Annotated in this window: 13 protein-coding genes and 3 pseudogenes; 10 read left to right on the top strand and 6 right to left on the bottom strand. The window is 59.3% G+C overall.

The genetic code is table 11. The features are described from left to right. The 3 genes from ACRXB1_RS17110 to grpE all read right to left on the bottom strand — a co-directional run. The coding region (locus tag ACRXB1_RS17110; RefSeq protein ID WP_449492645.1) for an Hsp70 family protein at window positions 1-1,009 on the bottom strand (1,009 nt) is incomplete at its 3' end. Window positions 1,010-1,204: 195 nt separating this feature from the next. Then, window positions 1,205-1,600, bottom strand: a complete 396-nt coding sequence (locus ACRXB1_RS17105; protein ID WP_449492644.1) for a thioredoxin family protein — start codon at window positions 1,598-1,600, stop codon at window positions 1,205-1,207. 28 nt (window positions 1,601-1,628) lie between these two features. Continuing rightward, window positions 1,629-2,207: a nucleotide exchange factor GrpE gene (grpE, locus tag ACRXB1_RS17100; RefSeq protein WP_061998488.1), complete on the bottom strand. Its 579-nt coding sequence runs from the start codon at window positions 2,205-2,207 to the stop codon at window positions 1,629-1,631. 455 nt (window positions 2,208-2,662) lie between these two features. Between grpE and ACRXB1_RS17095 the strand changes: the two genes are divergently transcribed. Further along, a complete protein-coding gene (locus ACRXB1_RS17095) occupies window positions 2,663-2,824 on the top strand; it encodes a hypothetical protein (protein ID WP_162916028.1) in 162 nt (53 codons plus the stop codon). Here the strand turns inward: ACRXB1_RS17095 and ACRXB1_RS17090 are convergent. The 3 genes from ACRXB1_RS17090 to hrcA form a co-directional block, all read right to left on the bottom strand. Continuing rightward, a complete protein-coding gene (locus ACRXB1_RS17090; RefSeq protein ID WP_062169191.1) occupies window positions 2,796-3,203 on the bottom strand; it encodes an RNA-binding S4 domain-containing protein in 408 nt (135 codons plus the stop codon). The two genes, ACRXB1_RS17095 and ACRXB1_RS17090, sit on opposite strands and share 29 nt — an antisense overlap. 10 nt (window positions 3,204-3,213) lie before the next feature. Further along, on the bottom strand, window positions 3,214-4,281 hold the full coding sequence (gene hemH, locus ACRXB1_RS17085) for a ferrochelatase (protein ID WP_061998486.1): 1,068 nt from the start codon (window positions 4,279-4,281) through the stop codon (window positions 3,214-3,216). A gap of 167 nt (window positions 4,282-4,448) precedes the next feature. Further along, window positions 4,449-5,465: a heat-inducible transcriptional repressor HrcA gene (gene hrcA / locus ACRXB1_RS17080; protein ID WP_056356176.1), complete on the bottom strand. Its 1,017-nt coding sequence runs from the start codon at window positions 5,463-5,465 to the stop codon at window positions 4,449-4,451. Between the two features lie 94 nt (window positions 5,466-5,559). Between hrcA and ACRXB1_RS17075 the strand changes: the two are divergent. The 9 genes and pseudogenes from ACRXB1_RS17075 to ACRXB1_RS17035 form a co-directional block, all read left to right on the top strand. Beyond that, window positions 5,560-5,871 (top strand): annotated as a pseudogene (locus tag ACRXB1_RS17075) (hypothetical protein); the annotation flags it as partial. An 8-nt stretch (window positions 5,872-5,879) separates the two neighbouring features. Further along, window positions 5,880-6,314 (top strand): annotated as a pseudogene (locus tag ACRXB1_RS17070) (3-phosphoshikimate 1-carboxyvinyltransferase); the annotation flags it as partial. A gap of 55 nt (window positions 6,315-6,369) precedes the next feature. Further along, a complete protein-coding gene (gene cmk, locus ACRXB1_RS17065; RefSeq protein WP_062000023.1) occupies window positions 6,370-7,050 on the top strand; it encodes a (d)CMP kinase in 681 nt (226 codons plus the stop codon). 197 nt (window positions 7,051-7,247) lie between these two features. Next, window positions 7,248-8,963, top strand: a complete 1,716-nt coding sequence (rpsA, locus tag ACRXB1_RS17060; protein WP_047844853.1) for a 30S ribosomal protein S1 — start codon at window positions 7,248-7,250, stop codon at window positions 8,961-8,963. Window positions 8,964-8,983: 20 nt separating this feature from the next. Then, window positions 8,984-9,322 carry an integration host factor subunit beta gene (locus ACRXB1_RS17055; RefSeq protein WP_056355824.1) on the top strand — a complete coding sequence of 113 codons (339 nt, stop codon included), beginning with the start codon at window positions 8,984-8,986 and terminating at the stop codon, window positions 9,320-9,322. Window positions 9,323-9,619: 297 nt separating this feature from the next. Next, complete coding sequence (locus ACRXB1_RS17050; protein ID WP_062000022.1) at window positions 9,620-9,913, top strand: lipopolysaccharide assembly protein LapA domain-containing protein; 294 nt, start codon at window positions 9,620-9,622, stop codon at window positions 9,911-9,913. An 80-nt stretch (window positions 9,914-9,993) separates the two neighbouring features. Next, the gene (gene lapB, locus ACRXB1_RS17045) at window positions 9,994-11,169 is read left to right on the top strand and encodes a lipopolysaccharide assembly protein LapB (protein ID WP_449492643.1); all 1,176 of its coding nucleotides are present in this window, start codon (window positions 9,994-9,996) and stop codon (window positions 11,167-11,169) included. 144 nt (window positions 11,170-11,313) lie between these two features. Beyond that, window positions 11,314-12,705 carry a UDP-glucose dehydrogenase family protein gene (locus tag ACRXB1_RS17040; RefSeq protein ID WP_449492642.1) on the top strand — a complete coding sequence of 464 codons (1,392 nt, stop codon included), beginning with the start codon at window positions 11,314-11,316 and terminating at the stop codon, window positions 12,703-12,705. Further along, a pseudogene (locus ACRXB1_RS17035) lies at window positions 12,696-12,823 on the top strand (UDP binding domain-containing protein); the annotation flags it as partial. The gene ACRXB1_RS17040 and the pseudogene ACRXB1_RS17035, both read left to right, overlap by 10 nt.

Here is a 12,823-nt window from a genome sequence, read left to right as displayed (position 1 = left end):
CGTCGATATCGCCGACCTTCACGCCTGCGTCCTTGATAGCGACACGGCACGGTTCCATGGTGCGCTCGATCAGTTCCTCGACCAGCGACTCCAGCTTCGCACGCGTAATTTTCAGGTTCAAGTGCTTCGGACCCGACGCGTCAGCCGTGATGTACGGCAAGTTGATTTCAGTCTGAGCCGCCGACGACAACTCAATCTTCGCTTTTTCCGCCGCTTCCTTCAGGCGTTGCAACGCGAGCACGTCCTTCGACAGATCGACGCCTTGTTCCTTCTTGAACTCGCCAATGATGTATTCGATGACGCGCTGGTCGAAATCCTCACCACCCAGGAACGTGTCACCGTTCGTGGACAGCACTTCGAACTGCTTTTCACCGTCGACATCTGCGATTTCGATGATCGACACATCGAACGTGCCGCCACCCAGGTCATAGACGGCAATCTTGCGGTCGCCCTTTTCGTTCTTGTCCAAGCCGAACGCGAGCGCGGCTGCAGTCGGTTCGTTGATGATGCGCTTCACGTCCAGACCAGCAATACGGCCTGCGTCTTTCGTAGCCTGACGCTGGCTGTCGTTGAAGTACGCCGGAACCGTGATCACGGCTTCCGTCACTTCTTCGCCGAGATAGTCTTCAGCGGTCTTCTTCATCTTGCGCAGCACTTCGGCCGAGATTTGCGGCGGTGCCAGCTTTTGATCGCGGGCTTCAACCCAGGCGTCGCCGTTATCGGCGCGCACGATCTTGTAGGGCATCAACGCGATGTCCTTCTGCACTTCCTTTTCGTCGAACCGACGGCCGATCAGTCGCTTGACTGCGTACAACGTGTTTTTCGGATTTGTCACCGACTGACGCTTTGCCGGCGCACCAACGAGGATTTCGTTGTCGTCGACATAAGCAATGATCGACGGCGTGGTACGCGTGCCTTCCGCGTTTTCGATCACTTTGACGGTGTTGCCTTCCATGATCGCCACGCACGAGTTCGTCGTGCCCAGATCGATACCAATGATTCTGCCCATTTTTATCACTCTCCTGACTTTGATCGCAGCGCATCCGGTTTTGCGTTTTCAACGTGTTTATCGTTCAAAAACGCTTCTCGATGCCCAAAATTTAACCCTGTACGCCAAATAAGAGCGTTCGCATCGTTTTCAAGACCAAAAACCGACGCAACCTCATTTTTTTTATCCTGACTGCAACTTTTTCGGGGAATCGGCTCACGCCTTCGCGCCGAGCATCCGGATCTTCTCGCGAGCAGCTTCCACAGCGGCCTTGAACTGCCCAAGTCCATGCCATGCGGTCGCGCGCCCAAGGCGCTTGCTGCGGTAAAAGAAAAACCACGTCGGCACGCCATGCAGCATGAAACGCCGGCCAAGGTCCCGGTGCTCGTAGACATTGCTGTGAAACCATTTCAAACCGAGCGCCCGGATTTCGTCCGGCTTGGCGAGCATCGCTTTCTTGGCAATCTCGCAGTTGAAGCACTCGAAACCCCAGAAAAACACCACAGCCAACTCGTCTCCCGCCGATACCAAGCCGGAATCGAACGTCTCGGCGCTCAATTCCTGCATCTCGAAAACGGAAAACGCAGTCGCATCGACGGGGATGTTGGCCATGACAAAGGTGATTTCAGCCTGACGATGTCTATTTCGGCGCGGCGACGGTCACGAGCGCCGGTCGCAAGACGCGGTCCGCAATCACGTAGCCTTTTTGCAGCACCGTGACAACCGTGTTCGCTTCCTGGTCGGCCGGAACCATCGAAATCGCCTGATGACGGTGCGGGTCGAATTTTTCGCCTACCGGATTGATTTCGACCACGCGCCCTTTTTCAAGCGCACCGGTCAACTGGCGCAGCGTCAACTCGACGCCTTCGCGAACTTTCGCAAGATCGGTCGATGAGTGCGCAAGCGCAGCTTCCAGGCTATCGAGCACGGGAAGCAGGTTTTCCGCAAAGTTTTCGATCGCGAATTTATGCGCCTTCTGGACGTCTTCCTGCGCCCGGCGCCGCACGTTTTCGGTTTCGGCTTTCGCGCGCAGAAACTCTTCCTGCAACGCTGCAGCCTTGGCCTGCGCTTCGGCGAGCAGAGCTTCGGTTTCGTTCACGTCGCCCGCTTCCGTCGCAAAAGCTGCGTCTGCCGGGTTCGGCTGCTGGGTATGTTGAGCCGCCGTTTCGTCGCCGGGCGTGGAATTCTGGCTCGCGGAGTTGTCTTGCGTGTTTTCCATGTCGCTTGAGATTTTTGCTAAGGATGAAAACGGATGAAATCGAAAGCACCGTTGCGGTTTCGATCCATCGGAAAGCTGCCGATGATACCTGCCGCGCCAACGTTGCTAAAACACCACGGTTGTATCGGCAGGTAGCACGAATGGATCGAGGCACGTCAATGCTTACCCTGAAAATGTAGTTGAGGCTGGCGTGAGCGTTTTCAAGGGGTTGCACGCGGTTTTCGGCGTCGTTTCTACAGTCCGGAAACGGCCCGTTACAACCATTTTCAGCCGGTGATCAGATTGAGATTGAGCCGGACGATCACGTCACCTACACTTCGATCATGTCTTCGGAAGCACTAGTTAACCCTAATCTTACGAAAGCCAGATTCCAAGTTGTTTATTCGCTGAAGTGAGCTGTTGAGCCAAAGTCAGCGTCCGTATTTCGAGCCGTTTGCGTTGCCACGAGGAGTGCCATGAAACTGACCTTAGCTATTGCGGTGGTCGCATTGGTACTCGTTGGCGGCACAACGACTATCTGCATGTCGGGCGCGGTGAACGATCACAACGTGGAGTATGGCGGCGTGTCCGCCACCATGGAAAGCCTGTTTAGTCAGCACCTGAAAGTTTGTCGATAATTCGCCGGTCCCGTTTGGTCGGCCGGCCTTGCAGCGCGGCCGCCGGTTCCCGGTACGTCTTTCTGCGCTCGCTCTCCGCCACGCGCTTCTCCCGGCCTGAATCTGTTTCCTTATAAAGCGTCTGCGCAACCGTTGCCGGGCCGCGTACTTCACAGATCCCCACCACGTCCACTTGCCAGAGCACGTGCTCGATTTCGATCTCCACCAGATCGCCGACCCGCACGTCTTTCGATGGCTTCACGTTCGCGCCGCCAATCCGCACGCGACCCTTCTCTACGGCATCGCTTGCGAGCGAACGCGTTTTAAAAAAACGCGCCGCCCACAGCCATTTGTCGATACGAAGGCGTGCGCTAGAATCGGTTGAGATGGCGTAGTTCATGGCTCGAACCTTATGCAGCGGCGCTCAAGGCTTGTGGCGTCTGAACCGGCCAGCCTTGCAGATGCTGCGCGACGATTTCCCCGAGCGCCTTGATCCACGCCGGCGATGCATTCAAGCAGGGGATCCGGTGAAACTCCTTGCCGCCGGCCTTCAGGAAGTCATCGCGCACTTCAATGCCGATTTCTTCGATCGTTTCCAGGCAATCCGACGTGAAGCCCGGGCAGAACACGTCAACGCGCTTCGCACCGGCGGCGCCCAGTTCGGCGAGCGTAGGAGCCGTGTACGGTTGCAACCATTCAGCGGGACCAAACCGCGACTGGAATGTCACGCGGCATTCGACCGGCGAAAGCCCGAGTGCCGCCATCAACAATGAACCCGTCTGTTGACACTGGTCGTGATACGGATCGCCGAGGTCCATCGTCCGTTTGGGAACGCCATGAAAGCTGAGCACCAGTCTGTCGCCCGAAGCGAAGTCCGGCTGCCCGTGCTGGCGCCAGTATTCGCGAACCTGCTCGACCAACGCGCCGATATACGCCGGATGGTCTGCGTAATGGCGAATCGTGCGCAATTCCGGCTGATTACGTACGCGCCGCAACGCATTGAACGCATCGTCAAAGGCGGTTGCCGTGGTCGATGACGAATACTGCGGGTACATGGGCACGAGCAACACGCGCTCAGCGCCTTCCAGCTTGAGCTGGTTCAGCATCGCGGGAATGCCTGGCGAACCGTAGCGCATCGCGTAATCGACGATTACATGGTAGTCGTTCACGGCAAAGAGTCGCCGTAGCCCCTCGACCTGCTTTTCCGTATAGACGCGCAGCGGCGAGCCTTCCGGCAACCAGACCTGAGCGTATTTCTTCGCCGACGCACGGCCGCGAAACGGCAGGATTGCCAGGCGCAGGATGACCTGCCACGCAATTGCGGGAATCTCCACCACGCGCGGGTCCGACAAGAACTGGGCGAGGTACTTGCGCACCGCTTTCGGCGTGGGCGCGTCCGGCGTGCCGAGGTTGATCAGCAGCACGGCAACGCGGTGCGAAGCGGAAGGCTGCGAGGGCAACTCGAGGTCGTAGCGCATATAAGAGAAGCTCGGCAAGCCAGCGTGATTGAGTAAAACCCATTATAGCGGCGCGTTTCGGAACGCAACATCGGCCGATCGGCCTAGTGGCGCGGCGGCTTCGCACGGGGCAAGATGAGTTGTCGGACGGGGGATTGCGGGATTTGCCCCCCCCCTTCGGAACCGGCTTATTGTTGACTGAGCGAGAGGGACAAGAGCCGCGCGGTGATATCGACTATTGGAATGACGCGGTTGTACGCCATCCGCGTGGGTCCGATTACACCGAGCGTGCCGACGATCTTCCCGTTCACCTCGTATGGCGCGGTCACCACGCTCATTTCCTCGATCGGCACGAGATTCGACTCGCCGCCAATGAATATCTGCACGCCCTGGGCGTGGCTCGACACGTCGAGTAATTGAAGGAGACTCGTCTTTTGATCAAATACGTCGAAAAGCTTGCGCAGCCGCGCCATGTCGGAGGAGAGGTCCGCCACTTCCAGCAGATTGCGTTCGCCGGAAATCAGCAGGGTCTCGCCGGGATCGGTCTCGTCCACGCTCGCGGCCACCGCTGCCTGCATCAGCGTTGTCATGTCGCCGCGAAGCGCGTCGATTTCCTCGCGAAGTCGGCGGCGTACTTCGTCGAAGGACAAGCCAGCGAAATTCGCGTTGATGTAATTCGACGCCTCGGTGAGTTGCGACGGCGAATAGTCACGCTGGGTCGCCATGATGCGGTTCTGAACGTCACCTTCAGGTGTGACGATGATCAGCAGAATGCGTTTGTCCGACAGCCGCATGAACTCGATCTGCTTGAACATATGGCTGCGGCGCGGCGTGAGAATGACGCCCGCGAATTGCGACAGATTCGAGAGAACGCTCGCGGCAGCGGCCACGATCTTCGCCGGTTCGCCGCCTTGCAGCTTGATCTTGACCGCGGAGGTCATGGCTTCGTCGTCGGTGGTTTCGACGGTCAGCATGGTATCCACGAAGAGCCGATAGCCGCGCGGCGTGGGAATCCGGCCCGCCGACGTATGGGGACTCACCACCAGCCCGAGGTCCTCCAGGTCCGACATCACGTTGCGGATGGTGGCGGGACTGAGCTCGAGGCCGGAGTAACGCGACAGCGTGCGAGAACCGACCGGCTGACCTTCTGCGATATATCGCTCGATCAGCGTTTTGAGGAGGGTCTGGGCACGTGGGTCTAGCATGGGGAAATTTTAGCTCAACGTGGTTGGAGCAGCGAACGCGGTGACTGGAGGAACAAGAGCAATCCGCCCTTTTTCATTCGTCCGTCATCAATTCATGTTGCACATCATTCTAACGAGAATTAACTGCCGCGCCGGAGCTTACCGTAACGGGACAGCCCGGAAACATCCCGGACCCGGTCCAAAGGTAATCCCGACGCGGCCCGCGGTTCTTTTCGACACTCACCTATGGTGTAATGCCGCCATGGATATTGGCACCCAATTCAAGACCGTCGCGCTCGTAGGGCGCAACAATACGCCCGGCATCAGGGAGCCGTTGACGGCGCTCGCCGCCTGCATCGCGAAGCGCGGCTTCGACGTCGTGTTCGAAGCCGATACGGCGCAGGAAGTCGGCGTGACCGATTATCCAACGTGATGCTTGGCGACGACTGGATCGAAGTACGCGGCGTGGAATCGGACGACGGCAGGCTGATGCCCATCGACATGGATTTCAACCTGATCCCCGACGCGGCCATGACCATTGCAGTTGCCGCGTTGTTCGCCAACGGCACGACCACGCTGCGCAATATCGCGAGCTGGCGCGTGAAGGAAACCGACCGCATCGCCGCGATGGCCACCGAACTGCGCAAGGTCGGCGCAACGGTCGAGGAGGGTGCGGACTACCTCGTGGTCACGCCGCCGGGGCAGCTGACGCCGAACGCGGCTATCGACACCTACGACGACCATCGGATGGCCATGTGTTTTTCGCTCGTGAGCCTGGGCGGCGTGCCGGTGCGCATCAACGACCCGAAGTGCGTGGCGAAGACCTTCCCCGACTATTTCGAGCAATTTGCCAAGCTGGCGAAGGCGTGATGACCGTGACTAATATATATAAGCGTGCCGTTTTCGGCCGACCCGGACGCCTGCGATGAAACCGACCCGTCCTTTTCATCAAACGCCCGTCATCACCATCGATGGCCCGACGGCCTCCGGCAAAGGCACGGTCGCCGCCGTGGTCGCGGCCACGCTGGGTTTCCATCTGCTCGATAGCGGCGCGTTGTATCGGCTGACGGCGCTGGCAAGCGCGCGCTACAACATAGAACCCGATCACGGCGATGCACTCGCGGAACTGGTCGCCGAGCTTCACATCACATTTCGCGAGGGCTTGGCACAGCTCGACGGCGTGGATGTCTCCACCGAAATCCGTGCTGAAGAAATTGGCAAGCGCGCCTCGGCGATCGCGGTCCACCCACAGGTTAGGACCGCGCTGATTGCCCGCCAGCGGGCCTTCCGCAGGCCTCCGGGGCTGGTCGCGGACGGCCGCGACATGGGAACCGTTATTTTCCCCGACGCAACACTCAAGGTATTCCTCACGGCGAGCGCAGAAGCGCGCGCCGCGCGGCGGCATAAGCAATTGATACAAAAAGGCTTTTCTGCTAATATGGAAGACTTGCTGCGAGATTTGCGCGAGCGGGACGCACGGGACAGCAGCCGTGCAGCCGCACCGCTCAAGCCCGCAGTGGACGCGAAGACGCTGGACACCTCCGGGCTATCCATCGACCAGGCGGTCGATCAGATCATCGGTTGGTACACCGCAATTCGCGTGTAAGGTGCTGGAACCTTGCTGGAATCTGATTGCAATCGTTGCAAAAAGCCGACAAGTCCGTTGGCTTTGCGTTGGAGCTCCATGAGAAACATGGAGCGTGTATTAACCCCTCAACCCCGTGTGGCGCTCGTTTTTTCTTGCAATTGGCCCGAATGTTTCGGGCAGGCAAACGCGAAGTAGCCGCGCAACTATAGATTTTTATGTCCGACCTGCAAACATCTACCCCGAATACCGAATCTTTTGCGGCTCTGTTCGAAGAGTCGTTGACCAAGCAGGACATGCGTGCGGGTGAAGTCATTTCCGCCGAAGTCGTGCGCGTCGACCACAATTTCGTGGTCGTCAACGCGGGTCTCAAGTCCGAAGCCTACATTCCGCTCGAAGAATTCCTGAACGACGCGGGCGAGGTAGAAGTGCAGGCGGGCGACTTTGTTTCAGTGGCCATCGACGCCCTGGAAAACGGTTATGGCGACACGATCCTGTCGCGCGACAAGGCGAAGCGTCTGGCTTCGTGGCTGTCGCTGGAAAAAGCGCTCGACAACAACGAACTCGTGACCGGCACGATCACGGGCAAGGTCAAGGGCGGCATGACCGTGATGGTCAACGGCATCCGCGCGTTCCTGCCGGGTTCGCTGGTTGACACGCGTCCGGTCAAGGACACGACCCCGTACGAAGGCAAGACCCTCGAATTCCGCGTGATCAAGCTCGACCGCAAGCGCAACAACGTTGTGCTGTCGCGCCGTGCCGTGATCGAAGCGACCCAAGGCGAAGAGCGCGCAAAGCTGCTCGAAACGCTGAAGGAAGGCGCTATCGTGGAAGGCGTGGTCAAGAACATCACCGACTACGGCGCATTCGTGGACCTCGGCGGTATCGACGGCCTGCTGCACATCACGGACATCGCATGGCGTCGTGTGCGTCACCCGAGCGAAGTGCTGTCGGTTGGCCAGGAAGTCACCGCGAAGATCCTCAAGTTCGACCAAGAGAAGAACCGCGTCTCGCTGGGTATCAAGCAACTCGGCGACGATCCGTGGGAAGGCATTTCCCGCCGTTACCCGTCGGGCACGCGCCTGTTCGGCAAGGTCACCAACATCACCGACTACGGCGCATTCGTCGAAGTGGAATCGGGCATCGAAGGCCTGGTTCACGTGTCGGAAATGGACTGGACGAACAAGAACGTTGCACCGTCGAAGGTTGTGCAACTCGGTGACGAAGTCGAAGTCATGGTTCTCGAAATCGACGAAGACCGCCGCCGTATCAGCCTCGGCATGAAGCAGTGCAAGCCGAACCCGTGGGACGACTTCAGCCGCAACTTCAAGAAGGGCGACAAGCTGGAAGGCGCCATCAAGTCGATCACCGACTTCGGCGTGTTCATCGGCCTGCCGGGCGGCATCGACGGTCTGGTTCACCTCTCGGACCTGTCGTGGAGCGAAACGGGCGAAGAAGCGGTTCGCAAGTACAAGAAGGGCGACGAAGTTCAGGCAATCGTCTTGGGCATCGACGTGGAGAAGGAACGCATCTCGCTGGGTATCAAGCAGCTCGAAGGCGATCCGTTCAGCAACTTCGTGGCAATGAACGACAAGGGCGCGACGGTTGACGGCGTGGTCAAGTCGGTTGACGCGAAGGGTGCAGTCGTGACGTTGACGGCAGACGTGGAAGGTTATCTGCGTGCGTCGGAAATCGCTCAGGACCGCGTGGAAGATGCTCGCAACGTGCTGAAAGAAGGCGACAAGGTCAACGCGATGATCATCAACATCGATCGCAAGTCGCGTGGCATCAACCTGTCGATCAAAGCCAAGGATTCGGCTGAGCAACAGGAAGCAATCCGTGGTCTGGCTTCGGCTGACTCGAGCACGGCTGCAACCGGCACGACGAACCTTGGCGCGCTGTTGAAGGCCAAGCTCGACGGCCAGAACGGCTAAGCCGCAGGTATTGCTGCAGCATGACCAAATCGGAATTGGTCGCCCAACTGGCGCTGCGATTTCCGCAACTTGTACTTAAAGATGCGGATTTCGCTGTGAAGACGATGCTCGATGCAATGTCGGACGCCCTGGCCAACGGCCATCGCATCGAAATTCGCGGCTTCGGCAGTTTCGGCCTCAATCGCCGGCCATCGCGTGTTGGCCGCAATCCCAAGTCAGGCGAGAAGGTGCTGGTACCGGAAAAATTCGTACCGCATTTCAAACCGGGCAAGGAGTTGCGGGAACGTGTCGACGGACGCGCGGGCGAACCGCTGAAACAGTCGAATGAGCCGGATAGCGACGAAGACGACGATGTTTGACCGGCGTCCAGATTCCTACCGGTTCGCGCGCTGCGCAGTCAGTGGCAAATGACCGAAAAAGCACCCGTAAGGGTGCTTTTTTTATGTCTGCGCGCTTCGAACGGGGTGACTGTTCCAATGTCTGGTCGGGCCGATCGACTAGTCGCATTCAGCCTTTGCGCCTCGCGCCATACGCATCAATTACAATACCGGACGCTCATGGGCTCCGGCGATGTGGCGCGCGCTTTGCGCTCCTCATCCATGCCCTCCGTCCGGTTGTGCCTGCTTTATTCAGTTACCGCCGTCAAAGAGACCCCTATGAAATTTTTTGTCTGGCTGATTCGTATCCTCGTTTTCGTCGTGTTGCTGGTGCTCGCCCTCGCCAACACGCAAACGGCGACGCTCAATTTCCTCGCCGGTTATTCGTGGGACGCACCGCTCATCTTGATTGGGCTGGCGTTTTTCGTGGTCGGACTGCTGGCCGGCTTGCTGTCCTCGCTACCAACCGTGTTCCGCCTGAGGATGGAAAATGCCCGGCTCAAACGGGAATTGCGCACGGCGCGGGATGTGCCTGTCGTGCCGCTGGACCCGCCCATGCCGCCGCTGATCTGATAGGCCGCGGCCGGTGTTGCTTCGTGCAGCCGGCCGCGCCTTGTACGTGGTCCGGTATTTAACCTCTAACAAGAATTCGCATGGATCTAGACTTCTGGTGGCTGCTTGTCATTCCGGTCGCGTTTGCTCTTGGCTGGATGGCTTCCCGCTATGATCTGAAAACGCTGCTGTCCGAAAACGCCAACCTGCCGCGCTCGTACTTTCGCGGCCTCAATTTCCTGCTGAACGAGCAACACGACAAGGCCATCGATGCATTTATCGAAGTGGCGAAGCTCGATCCCGAAACCATCGAATTGCACTTTGCGCTTGGCAACCTGTTTCGCCGGCGCGGTGAAACCGACCGCGCGATTCGCGTGCACCAGAACTTGCTGAGCCGTCCGGATCTTCCTGTCGCCGAGCGCGACCACGCGCTGTACGAACTCGGACAGGATTTCCTGAAAGCAGGCCTTCTTGACCGCGCCGAAGAAACGTTCCGGTCGCTCGAGGCGGGTGAGTACGCGCTGGGCGCGCAACGTGCGCTCCTGACCATTTACGAGATCGAGAAGGACTGGAACAAGTCGATCACGACGGCCGAGCGCATCGAAGAAATGGGTGCGGCCTCGCTGGCCAAGGAAGTTGCCCAATTCCACTGCGAACTCGCGCAAGAAGCGCTGCAGCGTAAGAATCCCGCCGACGCACGCGCCGAGTTGAAGCTCGCCCTCGCGGCGAATCCGGAAAACGTACGTGCGACTATCCTGGTAGGAGACGTCGATGCATCCGGCGGCGATCTCGAAGCTGCGATTGCGTGCTGGCGTCGCGTGGAGGCGCAGAATGCGGCCTATCTTCCGCTGGTCGCGGAGAAACTGGTTCAGGCGTACACGCAACTCGGCAGGACGGCGGAAGGCGTGGATCTGCTGGTCGATTTTGTGAACCGCTATCCGACCAACGATCTGCTCGACGTCGCATTCAAGCATGTCTCGGAGCTGCGCGGTCTCGACGCCGCGCACACGCTCGCGCGCCATCAGATGCAGACGTCGCCGAACCTGGCCGGCATGACGCGGCTGCTGGAGGCGCAAGTTGCTACTGCAGAAGAACCGCGCCGCAGCGAACTGGAACTCATGCGCGCGCTGGTCAAGCAGCGGACCAAGAATTTGCCGCGCTACACGTGCCAGAATTGCGGTTTTCGCGCGCGTCTTTTTTATTGGCAATGCCCGGGCTGCAGTGGCTGGGAAACCTATGCGCCGCGCCGGGTCGAGCCGATCACCACTGCCGCGTGAGGCGGCTGCATCGATCGCCGGCGTTCAACCGCCATCGCCCGTCAGGACCACCGTCCTGTGCGGTGCATGTAATGTTTATCCGATCGGACTTCGTGGCCCTTGCGGCCTGATTTTTCGACACTCACCGGATTCTCCGGAACGCATATGAAAATATCCATTATCGGGACGGGCTACGTCGGACTTGTGACCGGCGCATGCCTCGCTGAAATCGGCAACGACGTGCTCTGCCTCGACGTCGATCCGACCAAGATCGACATCCTCAACAGCGGCGGCGTGCCGATCCACGAACCGGGTCTCCACGAGATGCTCAAGCGCACTCGTGCAGCCGGGCGGATCCGCTTTTCGACCGATATCAAGGAAAGCGCCGAGCATGGCGAGATCCAGTTCATCGCCGTCGGCACGCCGCCGGACGAGGACGGTTCCGCCGACCTGCAATACGTGCTCGGAGCGGCGCGCAATATCGGGCGGTACGCGAACGGCTTCAAAGTCATCGTCGATAAATCCACAGTCCCGGTCGGCACGGCGCAGCACGTTCGCCGGGTGATCGAGGAGGAATTGCGCGCACGCGGCATCGAACCGACGGGACAGAACGGCTTTTCCGTGCTGTCGAATCCGGAGTTCCTGAAAGAAGGCGCGGCGGTCGATGACTTCATGCGTCCTGATCGCATCGTGCTCGGCGTCGACGACGACGAAGCCGGCCAACGCGCGCGCGAGAAGATCAAGCTCCTCTACGCACCGTTCAACCGCAATCACGAACGCACGCTGTATATGGATGTGCGCTCGGCCGAGTTCACGAAGTACGCAGCCAACGCCATGCTGGCTACGCGCATCTCGTTCATGAACGACCTGTCGAATCTCGCCGATGCGATTGGCGCGGACATCGAATCAGTGCGTCGCGGGATTGGCTCTGATCCGCGCATCGGTTATCACTTCCTGTATGCGGGCTGCGGGTACGGCGGTTCGTGTTTCCCGAAGGACGTCCAGGCGCTCGCCCAAACGGCGCGGGAAAACGGGCATCGGCTGAGAATTCTTGAAGCCGTGGAAGAAGTGAACGATCTGCAGAAGGAAGTGCTCGTCACGAAGATCACGAAGCGCATGGGCGAGGATCTGCGCGGGCGCACGTTCGCCGTATGGGGCCTTGCGTTCAAGCCGAACACCGACGACATGCGCGAAGCGTCGAGCCGCCGTTTGATTGGCGCGCTGCTGGAGCGGGGCGCGACGGTGCGTGCCTATGACCCCGTGGCGCTGACGGAAAGCCGCCGCGTTTTCGCGCTCGATCTCGCCAATAAGCCCGGTCAGCTCGAACGCCTGCACTTCGTCGAGTCGCAGAAGGACGCCTTGCCGGGCGCGGATGCACTCGTGATCGTGACCGAGTGGAAGGAATTCAAGAGCCCGGATTTCGCGCATCTGAAAAGCGAGCTCAAGATGCCCGTCATCTTCGATGGCCGCAACCTGTATGAACCTGAAGCGATGGCGGAACTCGGCATCGATTATTTTGCAATAGGACGTCCCCATGTCGAACTCCCTCACTCGTGATCGTGACCGAGTGGAAGGAATTCAAGAGCCCGGATTTCGCGCATCTGAAAAGCGAGCTCAAGATGCCCGTCATCTTCGATGGCCGCAACCTGTATGAACCTGAAGCGATGGCGGAACT

Source organism: Caballeronia sp. M23-90, from assembly GCF_053574605.1.
This window is presented reverse-complemented; position numbering and strand designations above follow the sequence as displayed.